The organism is Streptomyces sp. PH10-H1 (assembly GCF_030063355.1).
Classification (GTDB): Bacteria; Actinomycetota; Actinomycetes; order Streptomycetales; family Streptomycetaceae; genus Actinacidiphila.
The window spans coordinates 24,877-45,797 of sequence record NZ_JASISZ010000023.1; the positions used below are offsets into that span (position 1 = coordinate 24,877).

Sequence of the window (20,921 nt, forward strand, 5' to 3'; positions counted from 1 at the left end):
CCGTTTCAGGAGACGCCATGTCAGGCATGAGTACTTTTCTGCCGCGCCATCGGTTGAGGCGAGTCAGACAGCCGTTTCTCATCATCGCTCTGCTGGCCGCATTGCTGGCGGGCCTGGTGTTCGTCATGACGCAGTCGCCGGCCCGTGCGGCGGGCACGCTGCTCTCGCAGGGGAAGCCGGCCACGGCGTCGTCCACCGAGAACGCCGCGACTCCCGCGAGCGCCGCCGTCGACGGCGACACCGGCACCCGCTGGTCCAGCGCCTTCAGCGACCCGCAATGGATCCAGGTCGACCTCGGCACCGCCGCCTCGATCAGCCAGATCGGACTGACCTGGGAAGCGGCGTACGCGACCGCGTTCACCATCCAGGTCTCCGACACCGGCACCGGTAGCTGGACGACGATCTACTCCACCACCACCGGCACCGGCGGCACCCAGACCCTCAACACCACCGGCACCGGCCGGTACGTGCGGATGAACGGCACCACCCGAGGCACTCCCTATGGCTACTCGCTGTGGGAGTTCCAGGTCTACGGTCTTCTCACCCCCGGCGGCGGATGCGGCACCGACAACGCGGCACTGAACCGTCCGGCCACTTCGTCGTCCACCGAGAACTCCGCAAGCCCCGCGAGCGCCGCCGTCGACGGCAACACCGGCACCCGCTGGTCCAGTGCCTTCAGCGACCCGCAATGGATCCAGGTCGACCTCGGCGCTTCACAGCAGATCTGCCAGGTCGTCCTGCAGTGGGAGGCGGCGTACGCGACCGCGTTCCAGATCCAGGTCTCCGACACGGGCACCGGTAACTGGACGATGGTCTACTCGACGACCACCGGCACCGGCGGTACTCAGACCCTCAACGCCACCGGCACCGGCCGGTATGTGCGCATGAACGGCACCGCGCGGGGCACCGCCTACGGCTACTCGCTGTGGGAGTTCCAGGTGCACTCCGGATCCTCGACCAGCACCCCGCCCACGACTCCCCCGACCACGTCCCCCGACCCCGGCTCGTTCTGGGGCGACACCAGCACCATCCCGGCCGCGCAGAACGTCGTCATGCTCAAGATCCTCAACCGGACGAACGGCAAGTACCCGGACAGCCAGGTCTACTGGAGCTACAACGGGCAGGCCCACTCGATCGCCGAGCAGCCGTACTTCGACATGCCGGTCAACTCCGCCGGCCGGATGTACTTCTACCTCGGCTCCCCCAACAGCCAGTACTTCGACTTCATCGAGTTCACCGTCGGCGCGAACGTCTTCAACGGCAACACCACGCGGGTCGACGCGTTCGGTCTGAAGATCGCGATGCGGCTGCACACCCACGACGGATACGACGTGTCCGTCGGCGAGGACCAGCCGACCTTCGCAGAGGACCGGTCGGTCACCTTCCAGAAGTTCATCAACGAGGTGCCGGCGCAGTTCAAGGTGCTGGCGCAGTCCCAGGCCCCGTACCGGATCATCGCTCCGGGCAGCGACCCGACCTTCAGGACGGGCGGTGTGAACGCGAACTACTTCACCGCCTACGCGAATTCGGTCGGGGTGAACGCCCCCACGTCGGACGTCTTCGGGTGCGCGGGCACGCTGGCCGAGAACCCGAACATGTGCGCGGCACTCAACCGGCATGTCGCCACGCTGCCGCAGTCGCAGTGGTCGGACCCGGCCCAGTACTACCTGTCCGCCCCGGCGAACTACTACGCGAAGTTCTGGCACGACCACGGCATCAACAGGCTGGCGTACGGCTTCCCGTACGACGACGTCGCCGGCCAGTCCTCGTTCGTCTCCCACGCCAACCCGCAGTACCTGCTGATCGCCGTCGGCTGGTAGTCGGCCCGCACCCCGCGGTACCGGCCGAAGATCAGGTGGCGAATCCTGACGCCCGGCGGGCGAACGCCTCACAGGGTCTCGGAGGCGAGTGCGCGGACCGTGGACACCGTGTCGGCCTCGGCGGCCGGCTTGTCGTCGCGGTAGCGGAGGATGCGCGCGAAGCGCAGGGCGAGGCCCGCGGGGTAACGGGGGCTGCGCTGGAGGCCGTCGAAGGCGACCTCCACCACCAGCTCCGGCCGGACCCTGACGACGTATCCGTCCCGGCTCTCCTCCCGGTCCAGCAGTTCCCGGGTCTGCCAGGTGAGCAGTTCGTCGGTGAGTCCCTTGAAGGTCTTGCCGAGCATCACCCAGGGCTCGGGGTCCGATTCCTCGCCCCGCGCCGCGAGATGCAGATTGCTCAGCCATCCCTGGCGCCTGCCGTGACCCCATTCCGCGGCCGTCACCACCAGGTCCAGGGTGTGCCGCGGCTTGACCTTGATCCACCCGGCTCCACGGCGTCCCGCCGCGTAGGGTGCGGCGGGGTCCTTCACCACGACGCCCTCGTGGCCGCGGGCAAGTGCCTCGCGGAAGAAGCGCGCGGCGTCGTCGGCGTCCCCGGTGACGAGGCGTGGCACGCGCAGCTCCGCCGGGGCCACAGCGTCGAGCGCCTCCCAGCGGCGTTCCGCCGGCAGGTCGAGCAGATCGGCGCCGTCGCGGTGCAGCAGATCGAAGAAGAAGACATGCAGCGGCACCTCCGCGCGCAGCCGCTCCGGATCCTGCTGCGAGGCGGTACGGGCAGCGGTGATCTGGAAGGGGCGGGGGCGCTCGTCCGGTCCGAGGGCGATGGCCTCGCCGTCGAGTACGGCGGTCCGCACCGGCAGCGCCCGTGCGGCCTCCACCACTTCCGGGACACGGGAGGTGATGTCGTCGAGGCTCCGGGTGAACACGGCCACGTCGTCCCTGTCGCGGTGCACCTGCACCCGGATGCCGTCCAGTTTCCACTCAAGCGCGGCGGGGCTCACCCGTTCCAGAGCCGAGGCGACATCCGGGGCAGTGGCGGCGAGCATCGGCCGCACCGGGCGTCCGACCTCCAGACCGAACGCCCGCAGCGCTTCCTTCCCGCCCGACATGGCGGCAGCGGCGACCGCCCGGGCGGATCCGCGGAACATCAGCGCCCGGCGCACCTCCGCCGCCGGAACGCCCGCTGCCTTCGCCACGGCGTCCGCCACGACGGCGTCCAGCGCCCCCTGGCGCAGCTCGCCCACCAGCACGGCGCCCAGGAACGTCTGCTCCTCCGCGGTGGCCCGGGCGAACAGCTCCTCCAGCAGCCGTCGCCGTTCGCCCTGCGAGCCGGGTCCGCGCACGGCGGCGAGCGCGGCCAGTACGTCCTGGGTCTCGCCCACCCCGAGCTCCGGCTCCTCAGCCGGCGGCGGCAGATCGCGCAGACCCGCGGGGCCCACCCCGATCCGCATCCGGCGGGACTCGCCGGACAGCAGAGCGACGGCTGCGGGCACTTCGTCCGGTCCCAGGCTCCGCAGGTAGTCGGCCAGCAGCGCGATCTTCGCGTTGCGGGCCGGCTCGGCGCCGACGGCGTGGGAGGTGACGGCCAGTTCGTGAAGCAGCATGGGCGGGGCACTCCGGGGCTGGTGGCGACGACGGCGCCGGTTTTTTGTCCGTTTCCGCTTTCCTCCACGGTCTCCCGTACGGCGGCTCAGCGCACGCCGTGCGGGCGGAATTGCACGCTGATGCGTGGCCCCACCGACCGCGCGGTCTTGGGAATCGCGTGCTCCCAGGAGCGCTGGCAGCTGCCGCCCATGACGATGAGGTCGCCGTGCCCGAGCGGCATGCGCACGGTGGCAGGTCCGCCCGTGCGCGGCCGCAGCACCAGGTTCCGGGGCGCGCCCAGCGAGACGATCGCGACCATGGTGTCCTCGGTGGCGCCCCGGCCGATGGTGTCCCCGTGCCAGGCGACACTGTCCCGGCCGTCGCGGTAATAGCACAGTCCGGCCGTGGTGAACGGTTCGCCGAGTTCGGCGGCGTAGTGCGCGCTCAGTGCGGAGCGGGCCTCGTCGAGACTCGGGTGCGGCAGAGGGTCGCGACCGCCGAAGAACGACAGCAGCCGGGGCACCTCCACCACCCGGTCGTACATGACGCGCTCCTCGGCGCGCCAGGCGATGCCGCTCGCCAGCGCCTCGAAGAGCGCGTCCGCCCCCACGAGCCACTGCGGAAGCACGTCGATCCAGGCACCGTGCCCGATGTCGGTACGGCGCAGCCCGTCGAGCGGGCGCGGCCCGATCTCGTCCTCCTGGTCGAAGAGTGAGCTCTGCAGATGTACGGCCATGGCACGAGCCTACCCGCATTAGCACGTGTGTACGAATTATTTGCGCCCGGACGGCACGCGTGGCGGCTTTGCCGTCAGCGCGGGCCGCGACGGCGCAGGGCGGGTGCGGTCAGACGACACCCTGGGCCAGCATGGCGGAGCCCACCCGCTCGAAGCCCGCGATGTTGGCACCGGTGACGTAGTCGCCCGGGGCTCCGAAGCGGTCGGCGGTGTCATAGCAGGTGTCGTGGATGCCGCGCATGATGGTCGCGAGCTCTTCCGCCGTGCGCTCGAAGGACCACGATTCGCGGCTGGAGTTCTGCCGCATCTCCAGTGCGCTGGTGGCGACGCCGCCGGCGTTGGCCGCCTTGCCGGGACCGAAGGCGACTCCTGCTTCGCGCAGCAGCTTGACCGCGTCCGGAGTGGTGGGCATGTTCGCGCCCTCCGAGACGGCCTTCACGCCGTTGCGGACGAGGACGGCGGCTGCGTCGCCGTCGAGTTCGTTCTGAGTCGCCGACGGCAGGGCGACATCGGCGGGCACGTCCCACACCCGGCCGCCGGCCACATACGTGGCCGAGGCGCCGCGCCGCTCGGCGTAGTCGCTGATGCGGCCCCGCTCGGTCTCCTTGATCTGCTTGAGCAGTTCGAGGTCGATGCCCTTCTCGTCCACGACGTAGCCGCCGGAGTCCGAGCAGGTGAGGACGTTGGCGCCGAGGGACTGGGCCTTCTCGATGGTGTAGATCGCGACATTTCCCGACCCGGAGACCGTGACCTGCTGACCGTCGAAGTCCTCGCCGCGCTTCTTCAGCATTTCGGCGGTGAACAGCACGTTGCCGTAGCCGGTGGCCTGGGTACGCGCCTGGGAGCCGCCCCACTCCAGGCCCTTTCCGGTCAGGACGCCCGCTTCCCAGCGGTTGGTGATCCGCTTGTACTGGCCGAAGAGGTAGCCGATCTCCCGGCCCCCGACGCCGATGTCGCCCGCCGGAACGTCCGTGTGCTCACCCAGGTGACGGTGCAGTTCGGTCATGAAGGACTGACAGAAGCGCATCACCTCGGAGTCCGAGCGGCCGTGCGGATCGAAGTCGCTTCCGCCCTTGCCCCCGCCGATGTTCAGCCCGGTGAGAGCGTTCTTGAAGATCTGCTCGAACCCGAGGAACTTCACGATGCCCAGGTTCACCGACGGGTGAAAGCGCAGGCCTCCCTTGAACGGACCCAGGGCGCTGTTGAACTCCACCCGGAATCCCCGGTTGACGTGGATTTCGCCCGTGTCGTCCTGCCAGGGCACCCGGAACATCAGCTGCCGTTCCGGCTCGCAGATGCGCTCGACCAGCTTGGCGTCGGCGAACTCGGGCCGCGCCGCGAGCAGCGGGGCGAGGGTCTCCAGCACCTCCTGTGTCGCCTGGTGGAATTCGGGCTCTCCCGGGTTCCGCTGTATCAACTGGGCACGAAAGGAAGGCTTCATATCGATTCCATTCAGGAGCGGCTGCTGGGCGGAACACCGTGCGCTGTACTACGAGCGCCGCGGGCTCGACGTTCACGACCGTCCCATCGCCCCCGCGCGCAGTTGATGTTCACATCCGGTCCCGGGCTCCACAAGTACCGGCAGACAAGTCAGGGGTTACGTCGCGGTGAGTGTGGAGTGGGCAACAACGGGGATCACTCGAGGCTGAACGGACCCATACTGGCGGTCATGACGACTGTGGCCAACTGGGGTGGGACCAGCCGCTTCGCCGACCTCGGCGGGCCCGTCCACTGGGTCGACTTCGGGGGGCCTGAGGACGCACCACGGGCCGTCCTGGTGCACGGGCTCGGCGGGTCGCATCTCAACTGGTGCCTGCTTGCGCCCAAGCTGGCCGGCCGGGTGCGCGTGGCCGCCATGGATCTGGCCGGCTTCGGACTGACACATCCGGAGGGCCGGGGCACTACGGTGCAGGACAACGTCGCGCTGCTCGACCGCTTCCTGCGCGAGGTCATCGGCGAACCGGCTCTGCTGGTGGGCAACTCGATGGGCGGGATGATCTCGATCCTGCAGGCGTCGGCCCGTCCGGAGACGGTCACCGGGCTCATCCTGGTGGACCCCGCCCTGCCGCTGCCCTTCGGGGCGCGGCCGGATCCGCTGGTCCTGTCGACGTTCATGCTCTACGCGGTGCCGGGGCTCGGGGAACGGCTGCTGGCCCGGCTGCGCACCGGTCGCACGGCCCGGCAGCAGGTACGGCGGCTGCTCAGCCTCGTGTGCGCCGATCCTTCGGGCATCCCGGAGGATCTGATCCTGGCTTCGGTCGGCATGGTGGAGCGGCGCGCCGAGGTGCCGGGGCTCGACGCGGCCTTTCTGGCGGCCGCACGCTCGCTGGTGCTGGTGAACGCGCGCAGGGCCACGTACTGGTCCGCGATGCGGGCGCTGCGCATGCCGGTCTTCCTCATGAGCGGCGAGCAGGACCGGCTGGTGCCGGTGCGGTCGGCCCGCGCGGCGGCGGCACGCAATCCGCACTGGCGATTCGAGACGTTCCCCGGCGTCGGCCATGTGCCGCAGCTGGAGATCCCCGACGTCGTCGCCGAGCGGATGCTGGACTGGCTGGACCGGCTCGACGAGGCGCATGCAGCCGGTGAGCCCACGCACTAGGTCAGCGGTCCAGGTCAGCGCTCTAGGTCAGCGCGAGGAGCTCGTCGAAGCCGGCCCGGATACCGTCCGCGAGCACCTGGACGTCCGGTACGCCGTCGAAGTCGGCGTTGATGCCGAAGGTGATCTGGCCGAGGTAGGAGAAGATCCCGACGCTGATCCGCATCGTGCTCGCGATGGGCACGTAGGGGTACATCTCGGCCAGCCGCCTGCCGAGCATGTACAGCGGCACGCGCGGGCCCGGCACATTGGTCGTGACCGTCTGCAGGAACTGCTGCGGGAAGCGCATGGCGGTGCGCGAGCCCAGCGCCAGCAGGGTGGGTGCCGCGAAGTTCGCCATGCCGGTGATGGCGTCCGCGCCCGCGGCCTGGCGGCTGCCCTTGAGGTCGTCCATCTGCTCGCGCACCGCCGCCAGCCGCGCCTTCGGGTCGGGCTCGCTGACGGGCAGGTTCACCAGGACCGCGCTCACCCGGTTGTCCAGTTTGTTGCGCTGGTCCCGGGAGCGTACGGAGACCGGCACCATCGTGCGGACCACCATGCCCTCGGCCAGCTCGCCCCGGCTGTCCAGCAGGTCGCGGAAGCCGCGGGTGATCGCGGTGAGGATCACGTCGTTGACGGTCCCGCCGGTGACCTTGCGGATCTGTTTGGTCTCCGTCAGGTCCGCCTTCGCCCACACCCAGCGCCGGTGCGGACCGAGGGACCCGTTGAGGGAGCCGGCCGCGCGCGTGGTGAGCCGCCGGGCGGTGCCCGGCAGGCTGCCGGCCAGGGCGCGGCCTATGCCGAGCAGTTCGGAACCGCTGCGCAGCCGCCGGGCGAGCGCGGGGACGGCGGACAGGTGCTCCAGCGGGGTCAGCAGGGCGTCGCGCACCCCGTCGGCGACGAGTCCGAGCGTGGACGGGCTCGGCTCCGGCGACCAGGGACGGGGTTCCGGCAGCTCGCTGTCCTCGCGCCAGTCCAGGAGCACCTGCATCAGGTCGGTGCCGGCTATGCCGTCGATCATGCAGTGGTGCACCTTGGAGATGAGTGCCCAGCGGCCGCCCGCCAGCCCTTCCACCAGCCAGATCTCCCACAGCGGCTTCGTCAGGTCCAGGCGCTGGGCGAACAGCCGGCCGGCCAGGTTGCGCAGCTGATCGTCGTCGCCGGGCGCGGGGACCGCGGTGTGGCGTACGTGGTAGAGGATCTGGAAGTGCTCGTCGTCGACCCAGACGGGACGGCCGAGATGCATCGGCAGGCTCTTGACCCGCTGCCGGTACCGGGGCACGTCCGGCAGCTTGGACACCAGGAGTCTGATGACGTCGCCGTAGGACGGCACCGACCCCTCGAAGACCAGGACCGATCCCACGTGCATCGGCACGTTCTCGTCCTCGATGAAGTAGAAACCCGCATCCAAGGCGCTCATCCGGTCCATTGACGCAACCGTAGATGGGCCCCTCGTCCCCGTCCAGACCGCGTGGGGACCGATCCCGGCCTCGTGGGAACAGGCGGACTCACCTGACGCGATGCCAGGAGCCGCTGACGGTCCACACGAAGCCGGCGGTATCGGTGGCGCCGCCGCGACCGGTCGCGGTGACGGCGACCGTGCTGGTACCGGGAACCGTCGCGGTGCCGGAGATCACCCCGTCGCGGCTGATGGACAGTCCCTCGGGCAGGCCGGTCGCGGTGAACACGAGGCCGGAGCCGACGGCGCCGGTGGTGCGGGCCGTGACCGGCAGCCGTACCGCGGTGCGGGCCCGGCTGCTCATCCCGTGCGGGTTGATCACGGTGACGCTTCCCGCCGCGCTGCCCGTGCCGGTGACTGTGCCGGTGACCGTCCTGGCCGTCAGCGTGGCACCGACCGTCAGGGATCCGGTCAGGGGCAGATTGCGGGACGAGTCGCCGATCAGGATCCGGTAGCCGCCCGGGGTGGTCGTCCAGCCGCCGGCGGTGTCCGACCAGTGCGCCAGGTCGTGCGCGGTGACGGTGAACCGCACCTGCCGGCGCTCCCCGGGTCGCAGGTCGACCCGCTGGAACCCCTTGAGCTGCCGGACCGGTTCACCCGTCGAGGCCGGCGCGCCGGCATAGAGCTGGACGATCTCCGCTCCGGTGCGGCGGCCGGTGTTGGCGACGATCGCGGCAACCGTTGCGTTGCCGCTCGCGTCGGGAGCACCCACATGGAGGCCGGAGAAGGAGAACGTCGTATAGGACAGGCCGAATCCGAACGGGAACAGCGGGGCGATGCCGCCGGCGTCGTACCAGCGGTAGCCGACCTTCAGACCCTCGGAGTACTGCACCGTGCTGCCGGTGCCCGGCCACTGGGCGGCGGTGTGTGCGGGCGCGTCGGCGAGGCTCGCCGGGAAGGTGACCGGCAGCTTGCCCGACGGGTTGGCGTCACCGAACAGCAGCCGGGCGACGGCGTTGCCGACTTCCTGCCCGGCGTACCACTCCTCCAGCACGCCCTGCACCTGGCCCAGCCACGGCATGGTGACCGCGGAGCCGGTGTTGAGGACCACCACGGTCCTCGGGTTGGCGGCGGCGACCTGCGCGATCAGCTCGTTCTGCCGGTCCGGCAGGTCGATGCCGGGCAGGTCGAAGAACTCCTCCTCCCCGTAGCCGACGCAGACGACCGCCACATCGGAGGCACGGGCCAGCGCGACGGCGGACGCGATGTCGGAACCGTCGTTGTACTGGACGGTGGTGCCGGTGCCCGCGACGCGGTTCTGGATCCCGGCGAGCGGCGAGACGGTGCCGGAGCTGGTCACGGCGGCGCTGCCGCCGCCCGCACTGCGCACCCCGGCGCCGCCGTCGGGGCCGAGGAGCGCGATCGAGTGCGTCGATGAGGTCGACAGCGGCAGTACGCCGGTGTTCTTCAGCAGGACGCTGCCCTGCTCGGCGACCTGGCGGGCGGTCGTCCGGTGGGCGGCGGAGGTGACCACGGCCGTGGTCGATCCGGTGTGCTGTTTGTCGAAGAGGCCGAAGGCGAAGTACTGCGTGAGCACCCGGCTCACCATGGTGTTCAGGGTGGCCTGGGTGACCTGGCCGTTGGCGAGCGCCTGGGCGAGGGAGCTGGAGTAGAAGTGTCCGCCGGGCATCTCCATGGTCATCCCGCTGTTCGCGGACTCCACGGTGGAGTGCGTCGCGCCCCAGTCGCTGGTGACGAAGCCGCCGAAGCCCGCCTGCTCGTAGAGCGCGGTGTTCAGCAGATAGGGGTTCTGGCAGGCGAAGGCTCCGTTGACGGTGCTGTAACTGCACATCGCCGAGGCCGCCGCGCCGTTGCTGACCGCGGCCTGGAAGGCGGGCAGATAGATCTCCTGCAGGGTGCGGGTGTCGACGACGGCGTTGTCCAGCGGCCCGTTGCGGTTGGTCTCCTGGTTGTAGACCGCCACGTGCTTGGCCTGCGCCATGACGCCCTGGCTCTGCAGGCCCTGGATGTTCGCGGTGGCCATCCGCGCCGTCAGGTACGGGTCTTCGCTGTAGGTCTCGAAGGCCCGGCCCCAGCGCGGGTCGCGCACGATGTTGAGTGTCGGGCCCAGCGCCACATCGGCGCCCTTGCCCGCGAACTCCTTTCCGGCGACCGCGCCGTACCGGTGCTGCAGCGCGGTGTCCCAGGTGGCCGCGGAGGACACGGCCGAGGGCAGCTGGGTCACGCCGCCGAGGAGATCGCCCACACCGCCGGGGCCGTCCTGAAGGCCCACCGAGGGGATGCACAGGGACGGGATCGCGGCCAGGTTGCCGATGTACGGCTCCTGGTTGCCGTTGCCGTGCAGCATCTGGATCTTCTGGGCCTGCGTCATCCGCGCCATGAGCTGCGCGACGCGGTCGGCCACGGGCGCGTTGGAGCCCGCCCAGGGGCAGTTGCCGTCTCCGCCCCCGAGCGCGTCGGCAGTTCCGCCGGGGGTCAGGACGATGAACTCCCAGAGCGAATAGCCCCATGCGGTGGCGCGCTGAGTGCCGTACATCCGCACGTACCGGCCGGTGCCGTTCACTCTCACCGTCTCGCTGCCGCCCGCGCCGGTGGTGGTGGAGTAGACGGTGTTCCAGGTGGTTCCGTCGTCCGAGAGCTGGATCTGGTACGCCTTCGCGTACCCGGTCTCCCAGTCCAGTTGGACTCCGCAGACCGGCCGGCTGGAGCCGAGGTCGACCTGGAGCCACTGCGGGTCGCTGGGGGCGCTGGACCAGCGGGTGCCCGCGTTGCCGTCGAAGGCACCGCCGGCCGGGGTGCTCGCGTTCTCGGCGGAGGAGGCGGTCGCGGGCCGGCCCATCGCGGCGGTCGTGATGCCGCAGACGACGGGCCCCACGCCGCCGTGCCGTTGCGCCGCGGCCTGCGCGGTCGAGCCGGTCACGGCCGGCGTCAGGCACACCACCAGGGCTGCCACCAGCATGAGGACCAAGGACCACCGGCGCCCGTGCGGGGGCACGCGGCGGGGTGCGCCACGCCGAAGGGGGAACTGGGGAGTGCCGGACATGGCGTCTCCAATCGGTGATCACCACAGCTGCGAGGGCGCTCTCCTGACGATGTGATAGTTACGGCGCTGTTGCCATTGCGTCAATAAGTGGGACTTATCCCGTTTTACTGTTCACCGTTTGACGCCCAACCCCCTTGAAGCGGGAGGTATTTGGCAGCCTTCACTCACGACACACCGATATCCGTAAAGAAGTTGCATCCACTGACTCGACATCAGGCGCCGCAGCGGAGGGGCCAATTCCGCTCAGCCGCCGGCTCGTGGCAGCGCCGGGAGCGGGGTCTCGCGCAGCCACGCGGTGAAGAGGCCGTCCAGCGGAAGCAGGGTGTACCGCTTCGCGAGGGCGGTGAACTGCTCGGTGGCGACGGTGCCGTGGCGGTGCTCCGACGTCCACGCGCGCAGCAGCGCGAAGAAGGCGGTGTCACCGACTGTCGTTCGCAGCGCGTGCAGCGCGAGCGCGCCGCGCTTGTAGATGCGGTCGTCGAACATGTACCGGACACCGGGGTCGCCGACCCGCAGGTCCTGGGGCAGCCCGGCGAGCCGGGCATGCGCGCGGGCGGCCAGGACCGAGGCGGGGGCACCGCCGGCGGCCTCCGACCACAGCCATTCGGCGTAACAGGCGAAGCCCTCGTTCAGCCATATGTGCCGCCAGTCGGCGAGCGTGAGGCTGTTGCCGAACCACTGGTGGGCCAGCTCATGGGCCACCAGGCGCTCGAAGCCGCGGCGTCCGTCGATGTGGTTGGCGCCGAAGACCGACAGCGCCTGCGCCTCGACCGGTACTTCCAGCTCCTCGTCGACCACGACCACCGCGTAGTCGTCGAAGGGGTACGGGCCGAAGAGGTCCTGGAACAGGGCCATCATCTCCGGCTGGCGGCCGAAGTCATGGGCGAACGGTGCGAGCAGCGCCGACGGGACGGCCGCGGGCTGCGGGACCGGGCCGCCGAGATGTTCCAGCAGCTCGTAGGGGCCGATCTGGACGCTGGCGAGATAGCTGGCCATCGGGGCCCGCTGCTCATAGACCCAGGTCGTGGTGGAGGCGCCGATGGTGCAGGACTCCAGGGTGCCGTTGACGAGCACCGTGCACGGCGACGGCGCGGTCACCGCGATGCGATAGGTGGCCTTGTCGGCGGGGTGGTCGTTGCAGGGGAACCACGAGGGAGCGCCGATCGGCTGGCTGGCCACCAGCGCCCCGTACTCCAGAGGCTCCCAGCCGAGGTCGCCCCAGTAACGGCTGCGGACCGGGCGGGGCGTGCCGACGTAGTGCACCTCGATGGTGAAGGGCGCCCCGGCGGGCAGTTCGCGGGCCGGCCGCACCCGCAGCTTGCCGGCGCGGTGGGTGTAGCGGGCGGGGCGTTTGCCGTCCACCAGTACCCGGTCGATACGGAACGCGCCGAAATCGAGGCTGAACTCGGAGAGCGCCTGATCGGTGACGGCGGAGATCCGCGCCCGGCCCGACAGCCGGTCGGTGCTCGGCCGGAAGTCCAGGTCTAGTTCGTAGCGCACCGTGCGGTAGCCGCCGTTGCCGTGTTCTGGAAGGTACGAGTCGGTGGAGACGGCTGCCCCGGGCCTGGCGGGGGCGGCCGCGCGGCCGCCCCCCGGTGCGTTGCTCACTACCTGCGCGTCCCCTCTGCGTGCCGGTCGGTGTGCCAGGCGGCGATCGGATTGCCGAGCCAGCGGGTGCCCTCGGGCACCGACTCGCCGCGCATGACGAGCGACGCAGGACCGATGGTGGTGCGCGGCCCGATGGTCGCGCCGGGGAGCACGATGCCATGCGGCCCCAGGGTTGAACCATCCCCCAGCGTCACCGCGTCCATGCGCATGATCCGGTCGTGGAACAGATGGGTCTGCACGACGCAGCCCCGGTTGACGGTCGCCCCGGCTCCCACCCGCACGAGGTCGGCCTCCGGCAGCCAGTACGTCTCGCACCAGGCGCCGCGTCCGATCCGCGCACCGAGCGTCCGCAGCCACAGGTTCATCAGCGGGGTGCCGGCGGTCGATCCCACCAGCCACGGCACGGCGAGCACCTCGACGAAGGTGTCCGCGAGCTCATTGCGCCATACGAAGGAGCTCCACAGCGGATGCTCCACCGCCCGGAACCTGCCGACCAGCAGCCACTTGGCCGCGGCGGTCACCGCGCAGGCCACGACGCCCGCTGCCGCCGGAAGCAGTCCGGCGCACAGGGCCGCGACGGCTGGTCCCTCCGTACTCGCCAGCGCCTCGAAGGCGCCCACGACCAGCACGGCGAGGGCCACCGTGCACATGACCGGCACGATCCGGCAGAGTTCTACGGCGGCACGGGCCACCATCAGCGCGCGGGGCGGATCGTAGGTACGGCTCTGGTCGCCGGCCTCGGTGGGCCGCGGCAGTTTCATCGGCGGCATGCCCAGCCAGGAGCTGCCCGCCTTGGCTCCCTTCGGTGTCGAGGACAGCACACCGACCAGCCCGTTCTTCGGTACCGAGCGGCCGGGTGCGGTCATCCCGGAGTTGCCCAGGAAGGCCCGCTTGCCGACGCGGGCGGCCGCGATGCGCATCCAGCCGCCGCCGAGTTCGTAGGTGGCGATCATCGTGTCGTCGGCGAGGAACGCGCCGTCGCCGACCGTCGTCATGGCGGGCAGCGCCAGGACGGTCGACGCCTCGACGCGCCGGCCGACCTTCATGCCCAGCGCGCGCAGCCACACCGGGGTGAACAGGCTGGCGTACATCGGGAAGAGCACGACGCGGGCGGTGTTCATCAGCCGCTCGGTCGCCCAGGCCCGCCAGGCGACGGGGCTGTGCACGGCGTGATAACCCTCGCGCAGTCCGGTGCCCAGCGCCCGTACCAGGCCCAGGACGAGCAGCGCGTAGGTGACCAGCGACACCACCGTGGCCAGCGGTACCGCGATCAGCGCGGCGGTGAGCGCGGCACCGGGCGCGGACTCGCCGCGGACGAACAGGACGAGCGTCAGCAGTCCGGGAAGCGCGGCCAGCGCGGGCAGCAGGCCCAGCGCGGTGGAGGTGAGCCCGTAGACGAGGGTCCACCGGCGAGTGCGCGGCGGGCGGCTGCCCGGCCAGCGGTGGGCGGCCTTGCCGGACCGGGCCGCCGGGACGCCCGACCAGCGCTGCCCGGCCGGTACCGCGCCGGTCACGCCGGAGCCCGGCGCGATCTCGGCGCGCTTGCCGACCCGGGCGCCGGGGAACAGGGTGCTGCGCGCGCCGACCGTGGCGCCCGCGCCGATCCGGATTTTGCCGATGTGCAGCAGGTCGCCGTCGACCCAGTGGCCCGACAGGTCGACCTCGGGTTCGATGGCGCTGCCCTTGCCGAGCCGCAGCATTCCGGTGACGGGCGGCAGCGAGTGCAGGTCGGCGTCGGCGCCGATCCGCGCGCCGAGCGCGCGGGCGTAGTGGGTGATCCAAGTGCCGGTCAGGTTAGCCGCGCCGCTGCGTTCGGCGAGGCGCTCGGCCGTCCACAGCCGCAGGTGGACGCTGCCACCGCGCGGATACGTGCCCGGGCGTACGCCGCGCAGCAGGAGGCGCGCGCCCCCCGCCGCGATGGCGACCCGGCCGGCGGAGCTGACGCACAGCAGCCAGCCCAGCGCCACCCACCACCAGGACACGGTGGGCGCCCACGGGAAGTCGCCGTACCGGGCGAGCACGTTGTTCAGCGCGGCGACTCCCACGGCCCAGCGCAGTCCGGAGACGGTCAGCAGCGGGAGCATCAGCGCCAGCTGCACGGCGGCGGCGCGAAGGGGGGTGGGGCGTACGGTCCGCACGGCGCTCTCGCGGGCGTCCGACGCGTCCAGGACGCGCGCCAGCCCGCCCAGCGACGGGTTCTGGTAGATGTCGCTGACGGAGATGTTCGGGAAGCGTTCGCGGATGAGGGCGACGAGCCGGGCGGCGCCCAGGCTGCTGCCGCCGATGGCGAAGAACTCGGCGTCGGCGGTACCGACGGAGGTGCCCAGGATCTCGGCCCACTGTTCGGCCAGCCAGGCCTCGGTGCCCTCCAGCGGGCTGTCCTGCCCGGCGGTGTCCAGAGCCGGCAGCGGCCAGGGCAGCGCGGCGCGGTCGACCTTGCCGGAGGTACGGGTGGGCAGGGTGGCGACCACCGCGATGAGCGGCACCAGCGAGGCGGGCAGCGCCTCGCGCAGCCGGCGCAGCGCATCGACGGGGTCGAACGCGCCGGCGCCGTGCTCCGTACCGGCCCCGTCTTCGCTGCTCGCGTCGGTCTCCGTTCCGGCGTTCTCCGTGCTCGCGTCGGTCTCCGCGCTCACCACGTAGCCGACGAGGATCTGGTTGCCGCCCCGGGTGGTGCGGACGGCGGCCGCCGCGCCCGCGACGTTCGGCAGGGCCTGCAGGGCCGCGTCGACCTCGCCGAGTTCGATACGGCGCCCGCCCAGCTTGATCTGCTCGTCCGCCCTGCCGACGAACAGCAGCCCGGCGGATTCGGCACGGACCAGGTCCCCGCTGCGGTAGGCGCGCGACCAGCCCAGCGAGGGCAGCGGCGCGTACTTCTCGGCGTCCTTGTCCGCGTCCAGGTATCGGGCCAGCCCGACACCGCCGATGACCAGCTCACCGACCTCACCCATGGGCACGGTCTCCCCGCGGGCGTCCACGACCGCCAGATCCCAGCCGTCGAGCGGCAGCCCGATCCGGACCGGGCCCTCGCCGGTGAGCTGGGCGGCGCAGGCGACAACGGTGGCCTCGGTCGGGCCGTAGGTGTTCCACACCTCGCGGCCCTCGACGGCCATCCGCTCGGCGAGTTCGGGCGGGCACGCCTCGCCGCCGAAGATCAGCAACCGGACGTCGTCGAGTGCCTCGGTGGGCCACAGCGCTGCCAGGGTGGGGACCGTGGACACGACGGTGATGCGCTGCTCGACCAGCCAGGGGCCCAGATCGAGCCCGGTGCGGACCAGCGAGCGCGGCGCTGCCACCAGGCAGGCGCCGTACCGCCAGGCCAGCCACATCTCCTCGCAGGAGGCGTCGAAGGCGACCGACAGGCCGGCCAGCACCCGGTCGCCCGGTCCGATGGGCTCCTCGGTGAGGAACAGCCTGGCCTCGGCGTCCACGAACGCCGCGGCGCTGCGGTGGGTGACGGCGACGCCCTTGGGCTTGCCCGTCGAGCCCGAGGTGAAGATGATCCACGCGTCGTCGTCGGGTCCCGGCCGCCGGCCCACGACGCCGTGCGGCGTGCCGCAGGGGCGGATCTCGCGGTGGGCGCCGATGACGGCGCTCACCCCCGCTTCGGAGAAGACCAGCTCGGCGCGCTCGTCGGGGTCCTCGGCGTCCACGGGCACATAGGCGGCGCCCGCCGCCAGCACCGCGAGGATCGAGATGTAGAGGTCGACGGTGCCGGACGGCACCCGGATGCCGACCCGGTCGCCGGCGCCGATGCCGGCGGCCGCGAGTCGCAGCCGCATCGCTTCGGTCTCCGTGGCCAGCGCGCGGTAGTTCAGCGCCGTGGTCCCGTCGTCGACAGCTGGACCGTTCGGGTGCCTGCGGGCGGTCTCCGCCAAGATGTCGAGCAGGGTCCGCTCGGGGGCGGAGCCGTGCCCGGAGAAGACAGCGCGCGGCGCCTGGGTCCCCAACCCCTCGAGCAGTGGGCCGAACGTCAGTTGAGGTGCCTCGACCAGCGTCATACAGCGCTCACGCTCCCGTTCCCGGCCGGTGTGAAGGGCGGCGGCGCACAGTGCGCGTCGATCCGATCAATGCCGGCCAGGAACGGACGCATTCTTACCCTCCGATATATCTGGACTGTTCGCCGTGCGCTGCGGGGCCTGCTCCGGGGACGGCCCCCACGACCGTCCCGGCCCACCCGGGCGGCTACGCACACGCCGGGACTCGCCGGGCTCTTGGTGCACCGGCTCCGCAGCATCCGTGCCACGGCAATCAGGCCGAAGGGACACGTTACCGGCGGTTGGTGAACACAGCCTGCCGGGTTTGCCCCGAGTGGCCGGTATCACAACAGTCCCGCCACACCGATCTACGGGCGTTCAGCGCGGCTCAGAAGGCGAAAACCGGGCCCGTTTCGCCCCCCATGACGCAGGAGTTCGCGTAAGTGTGGGCGTACGAGACCCGCTGCCCCTGCCAGACTCCGTCGGCGGTGACCACGACCGGGTCCCAGATCCGGGGGCAGATCTTGCCGGGGTCGCTGGCTAACAGCGCGGCGAAGTCGCCGCCGGCGACGTTCAGTTCCGTACACGCCGCTTGTGCCGACGGGTGGTCGCCGCCCGGGGTGGGGCGACAGCGCAGCAGTACGGCCCGCTGGACCGCGGCGGTCGACACGTTCTCGCCCCTGCCGATGGTCAGCACCATCGCCGACGGTGCGTACAGCCGTTGGGGCTGAGGGGATTCAGCCCGCGCGGTCCCGCTGGTGCCCGCCACACAGCTGACAGCCAGCGCGGCTCCCAGCCCGATCGCACCTAGGGTGTAGCGCATTCCGAACACTCCTTCTCCGTTGGTTGCGGATAACGGACAGGAGTCTTACGGAGAGGTCACATGAGCGCATCTTGAACGATCACTTCCGGTCGCGGTGCGTGATCACCCGATGGCTCGTTGTGCGATCCAGGCAGCTCAGCGTCCCTCCCGGCGCACCGCGCGAGCCGTCCAGCATACGGACAACTGTACGTCTGGCAGGAGTTGTCACGTCTGCGACCTGCGAGAACGTCGCAGCCCAGTGGTTCCCGGCCGACCGCTCTCGACCGGAAACCACCGCTGAACGCGACCACTGAGCGCCACCATCACCGCGGGCCGGCGCGATCAGAGCCCGTATACGGCCGTGGCGGTCCCTCCGAAGACGGCGTCGCGCTCGGCCGGACTCAGCGCGGCCATCAGGGCGCGGGCCGTGTCGGCCACTTCCCCGTACGAGGCGGCGAGGAGGCAGACGGGCCAGTCGGAGCCGAACATCAGCCGCTCAGGACCGAACGCCTCCAGGACGGTATCCGCGAACGGACGCAGATCCGCCACCGACCAATCGGCCCAGTCGGCCTCGGTCACCATGCCGGAGAGCTTGCACACGTTGTTCGGCACCGCCGCCAGCGCCCGCACCCGCTCGGCCCACCGAAGCAGTTCACCGGATGCGATGGGAGGCTTGCCCAGGTGGTCGAGGACAAAGGTCAGTTCGGGCAGTGCGGCGGCGGCCTCGGCCGCGGCCGGGAGCTGGTGCGGCAGGACCAGCAGGTCGTAGGCGAGCCCCGCGCGGGCGACGGCCCGCAGTCCGCGGAGCACCTCGGGGCGCAGCAGCCAGCGCGGGTCGGGCTCGCCCTGGACCTGGTGCCGGATGCCCACCAGGCGCTCGCCGCCCGGCAGTTCGCGCAGGGCGGCGAGCGTGTCGGCCACGTCGGGCGCCGTCAGGTCCGTCCAGCCGACGACGCCGGCCACCAGATCGCTTCCGGCGGCCAGCGCGAGGAATTCCGGGGTCTCTTCGGCCACCGTGATCGTCTGGACGAGTACGGTCGCCCCGATGCCGGCGGCCCGCGCCGGGGGCTCCAGCTCCGCGAGGGTGAAGTTCCGGCGCAGCGGGGCGAGTTCCGCGCCGGTGATCCAGTCCTGGTCGCGGACCGACAGATCCCATACATGGTGGTGGGCGTCGACGACCGGCACCGGCGTCACAGCTCCCACACCACGGGCAGCGACGCGTCCGCGCCGTCGGCGGAGTAGTCGTGCGCGACATCGAGGAGTTCACCCATCCTGGCCTGCCAGGCGGTGTTGACCGGCAGTTTCTCCAGCGCGGCGATCATCGCGGCGTAGTCGTCGACCTCGATGACGTGGAAGAGGTCGGTGCCGCTGCGCCAGATCGTCCACGATGTCGCGCCCGCGGCCCGGATGGCGTGCACGAGTTCTTCCGGCACCCCGCGGTGCGCGGCGTCGTACTCGGCGGTCCGGTCGGCGCGGACCTTGGTGTGCAGGGCGACTCTCACGGCGGCTCCTCGGCGTCGGCGCTGGGCGGCACGGCGATGACGCCGGGGCGCGTGTGCCGTACGCGCCCATGACGTGATCGAGTTCATTCGTGATCGAGTTCAATATCACCCGCGGCGGCCGCTCCTGAGAAGGGGATCAACGACCCCGATGCCGCACCGGAAGGTGCGGGGAGGTGCCGGTCAGGTGGCCGAGCCCGCGGCGGCGCCGGTCTTCAGGTCGGGGCCCCAGCGGTCGATCGACTCCTGCAGGTCCAGCGTGCGGATCCGGTTCGGCTCGTCCTCGGACGGCCAGTCCTCGCGCGGCACCCGCCACATGATCTCGAACTCGTTGCCGTCGGGGTCCTTGGCGTACAGGGACTTCGACACCAGGTGGTTGGTCGCGCCGACGAGCGCGCCGCGCTCGGTCAGCTTGGCGGCGGTGTCGGCGAGTTCGCCGAGCGTGCCGACCTCCCAGGCCAGGTGGTACAGGCCGACCCGGCCCTGCTCGGGGCCCGGGGCGTCCGCGCCGATCGCGAAGAGGCCGAGGTCGTGGTCGTTGAGGGTGTCCTGAGCACTGAGGAACGCGGCCCGGCCGGGGATCTCCACATCGACTCTGAAGCCGAAGACATCGGTGTAGAACTCGACGGCGCGCGGGACGTCGCGGATGTAGAGCACTGCGTGGTTGAGGCGGCGTACAGGCATGGGGCACTCCTGGTCGTACTCGGTCGCCCCCGTGGTCGGGGGTACTTCTCCGACGGTACGCCCACCAATTTGAAAGTTCAAGTAATCGCTTCGGGGCTTCCTCCCCTGCCGACCGCTGTGGCCTCAGTGCAGCGTGACCTCAGTGCACCGCGTCGGAGAGCCGGACGAAGCGATGGCCGGCCGCGAGCATCTCCGGGAGCGCGCGGGCCATGCCCCGGGCGGTGCCTCCCGCCGGATGGTTCATATGCCCGATGACGATGGACCCGGCGGTCGCGGTGAGTGTGGAGCGGTGCACCTGGGCGGGAGTGAAGGTCGCCCCCGCGTCGGCGTTGACGCTGAAACCGGCGAAGCGTTCCCCGAGGTCGGCGACGATGCGCGCTGCGACGTCGTCGCAGTACGCGGTGCCGGAGCGGAAGAAACGCGGCGGATGTCCGAGCAGGGCGGTGAGCTTGTCGCGGTTCCCCGCGACCTCGTCGAACACCTCTCCCGCGTCGCGCGTCCCGCCGATGCCGTACGCGGCGCGCCCGGACACCGACAGCGGCCGGTGACGTGTCCCGTGATTGGCGATCTCGAAGAGCGGATCGCCCGCGAGCTGCTCGAAGTGCGCGCGGTTGGCGTCGATCCAACGCGCGTTGAGGAACAGGGTCGCGGGCACCTTGCGCGCCCGCAGCAGGTCGATCAGAGCCTCGTCATAGCCGCCGCCACCCGGCCCCCCGCACGCGTCGAAGGTCAGCGCGATCGCCGGCCTGGCGGCGGACGGCAGCTCGGTGACCACCCCCGGAGCCGTGAAACCCCAGGTGGTGGCCTTCGTCCGGCCGTACTGGGCGACCATCTCGGCGCGGGTCACCCGAGGTACCGCCCCGGGCGAAGACGGCACCGGTGACGGCGTACGGGCCGGGCCGTCGGTCGGACGCGCCACGGTCGGCGGGGGCACCGTCCGCGCCGTGGGATCCGGTGCGGACTCGCACCCCGCCAGGAATCCGCCCGCCACGACCGTGAGCAGCGCCCGGCGACTCAGCGACATCCGTTCCCCCGAACATGATCCATGGCGCACCCACCCCGGCCCTAACCAGCCAGTTCATATGACCATACGATGCAGTCTCCGCTGTGGTCGCCGCCACCCCCGCCGCCGGTGTGTCGGCGGGACGAACGGACCGCGCCGCGCCGCACCAG

14 protein-coding genes are annotated in these 20,921 nt (G+C 71.2%); 2 read left to right on the forward strand and 12 right to left on the reverse strand.

Annotated elements, in window-relative coordinates; translation table 11 throughout:
- Positions 1-26: 26 nt before the first annotated feature.
- The gene (locus QMK24_RS16270) at positions 27-1,820 is read left to right on the forward strand and encodes a discoidin domain-containing protein (protein WP_283466692.1); all 1,794 of its coding nucleotides are present in this window, start codon (positions 27-29) and stop codon (positions 1,818-1,820) included.
- Between the two features lie 68 nt (positions 1,821-1,888).
- On the opposite strand, the gene QMK24_RS16275 is transcribed toward QMK24_RS16270, so the two are convergent.
- The 3 genes from QMK24_RS16275 to gdhA form a co-directional block, all read right to left on the reverse strand.
- Complete coding sequence (locus tag QMK24_RS16275; protein WP_283466694.1) at positions 1,889-3,424, reverse strand: ATP-dependent DNA ligase; 1,536 nt, start codon at positions 3,422-3,424, stop codon at positions 1,889-1,891.
- Between the two features lie 86 nt (positions 3,425-3,510).
- The gene (locus QMK24_RS16280) at positions 3,511-4,140 is read right to left on the reverse strand and encodes an alpha-ketoglutarate-dependent dioxygenase AlkB (RefSeq protein WP_283466696.1); all 630 of its coding nucleotides are present in this window, start codon (positions 4,138-4,140) and stop codon (positions 3,511-3,513) included.
- A gap of 109 nt (positions 4,141-4,249) precedes the next feature.
- Entirely contained in the window at positions 4,250-5,581 is a 1,332-nt protein-coding gene (gene gdhA / locus QMK24_RS16285) for an NADP-specific glutamate dehydrogenase (protein ID WP_283466698.1), read from the reverse strand.
- A 228-nt stretch (positions 5,582-5,809) separates the two neighbouring features.
- On the opposite strand from gdhA, the gene QMK24_RS16290 reads away from it, so the two are divergent.
- Positions 5,810-6,739, forward strand: a complete 930-nt coding sequence (locus tag QMK24_RS16290; protein ID WP_283466700.1) for an alpha/beta fold hydrolase — start codon at positions 5,810-5,812, stop codon at positions 6,737-6,739.
- A 22-nt stretch (positions 6,740-6,761) separates the two neighbouring features.
- On the opposite strand, the gene QMK24_RS16295 is transcribed toward QMK24_RS16290, so the two are convergent.
- The 9 genes from QMK24_RS16295 to QMK24_RS16335 all read right to left on the reverse strand — a co-directional run bounded on the left by QMK24_RS16295 (position 6,762) and on the right by QMK24_RS16335 (position 20,772).
- On the reverse strand, positions 6,762-8,135 hold the full coding sequence (locus QMK24_RS16295; RefSeq protein ID WP_283466703.1) for a WS/DGAT/MGAT family O-acyltransferase: 1,374 nt from the start codon (positions 8,133-8,135) through the stop codon (positions 6,762-6,764).
- An 88-nt stretch (positions 8,136-8,223) separates the two neighbouring features.
- Positions 8,224-11,094, reverse strand: coding sequence for a glycoside hydrolase family 3 C-terminal domain-containing protein (locus QMK24_RS16300; protein ID WP_283466705.1), 2,871 nt, complete (start codon positions 11,092-11,094; stop codon positions 8,224-8,226).
- 327 nt (positions 11,095-11,421) lie between these two features.
- On the reverse strand, positions 11,422-12,786 hold the full coding sequence (locus QMK24_RS16305) for a M1 family metallopeptidase (RefSeq protein ID WP_283466706.1): 1,365 nt from the start codon (positions 12,784-12,786) through the stop codon (positions 11,422-11,424).
- Positions 12,786-16,787, reverse strand: coding sequence for a Pls/PosA family non-ribosomal peptide synthetase (locus QMK24_RS16310; RefSeq protein ID WP_283466707.1), 4,002 nt, complete (start codon positions 16,785-16,787; stop codon positions 12,786-12,788). The genes QMK24_RS16305 and QMK24_RS16310 overlap by 1 nt, the downstream gene beginning before the upstream one ends.
- A 364-nt stretch (positions 16,788-17,151) precedes the next feature.
- Positions 17,152-17,586, reverse strand: a complete 435-nt coding sequence (locus tag QMK24_RS16315; protein ID WP_283466709.1) for a subtilase-type protease inhibitor — start codon at positions 17,584-17,586, stop codon at positions 17,152-17,154.
- Between the two features lie 321 nt (positions 17,587-17,907).
- Positions 17,908-18,759, reverse strand: coding sequence for an amidohydrolase family protein (locus QMK24_RS16320; protein ID WP_283466710.1), 852 nt, complete (start codon positions 18,757-18,759; stop codon positions 17,908-17,910).
- Positions 18,756-19,067, reverse strand: coding sequence for an L-rhamnose mutarotase (locus QMK24_RS16325; protein ID WP_283466712.1), 312 nt, complete (start codon positions 19,065-19,067; stop codon positions 18,756-18,758). Before QMK24_RS16325 ends, QMK24_RS16320 begins: the two co-directional genes overlap by 4 nt.
- 180 nt (positions 19,068-19,247) lie before the next feature.
- Complete coding sequence (locus tag QMK24_RS16330; RefSeq protein ID WP_283466713.1) at positions 19,248-19,748, reverse strand: VOC family protein; 501 nt, start codon at positions 19,746-19,748, stop codon at positions 19,248-19,250.
- 139 nt (positions 19,749-19,887) lie between these two features.
- Positions 19,888-20,772, reverse strand: a complete 885-nt coding sequence (locus QMK24_RS16335; protein WP_283466714.1) for a polysaccharide deacetylase family protein — start codon at positions 20,770-20,772, stop codon at positions 19,888-19,890.
- Positions 20,773-20,921: the final 149 nt, after the last annotated feature.

Coding starts and splice junctions, on each gene's coding strand:
- QMK24_RS16270 (WP_283466692.1), top strand. CDS start 27: ATGAGTACTTTTCTGCCGCGCCATCGGTTGAGGCGAGTCAGACAGCCG.
- QMK24_RS16275 (WP_283466694.1), bottom strand. CDS start 3,424: ATGCTGCTTCACGAACTGGCCGTCACCTCCCACGCCGTCGGCGCCGAG.
- QMK24_RS16280 (WP_283466696.1), bottom strand. CDS start 4,140: ATGGCCGTACATCTGCAGAGCTCACTCTTCGACCAGGAGGACGAGATC.
- gdhA (WP_283466698.1), bottom strand. CDS start 5,581: ATGAAGCCTTCCTTTCGTGCCCAGTTGATACAGCGGAACCCGGGAGAG.
- QMK24_RS16290 (WP_283466700.1), top strand. CDS start 5,810: ATGACGACTGTGGCCAACTGGGGTGGGACCAGCCGCTTCGCCGACCTC.
- QMK24_RS16295 (WP_283466703.1), bottom strand. CDS start 8,135: ATGAGCGCCTTGGATGCGGGTTTCTACTTCATCGAGGACGAGAACGTG.
- QMK24_RS16300 (WP_283466705.1), bottom strand. CDS start 11,094: ATGCTGGTGGCAGCCCTGGTGGTGTGCCTGACGCCGGCCGTGACCGGC.
- QMK24_RS16310 (WP_283466707.1), bottom strand. CDS start 16,787: ATGACGCTGGTCGAGGCACCTCAACTGACGTTCGGCCCACTGCTCGAG.
- QMK24_RS16315 (WP_283466709.1), bottom strand. CDS start 17,586: ATGCGCTACACCCTAGGTGCGATCGGGCTGGGAGCCGCGCTGGCTGTC.
- QMK24_RS16330 (WP_283466713.1), bottom strand. CDS start 19,748: ATGCCTGTACGCCGCCTCAACCACGCAGTGCTCTACATCCGCGACGTC.
- QMK24_RS16335 (WP_283466714.1), bottom strand. CDS start 20,772: ATGTCGCTGAGTCGCCGGGCGCTGCTCACGGTCGTGGCGGGCGGATTC.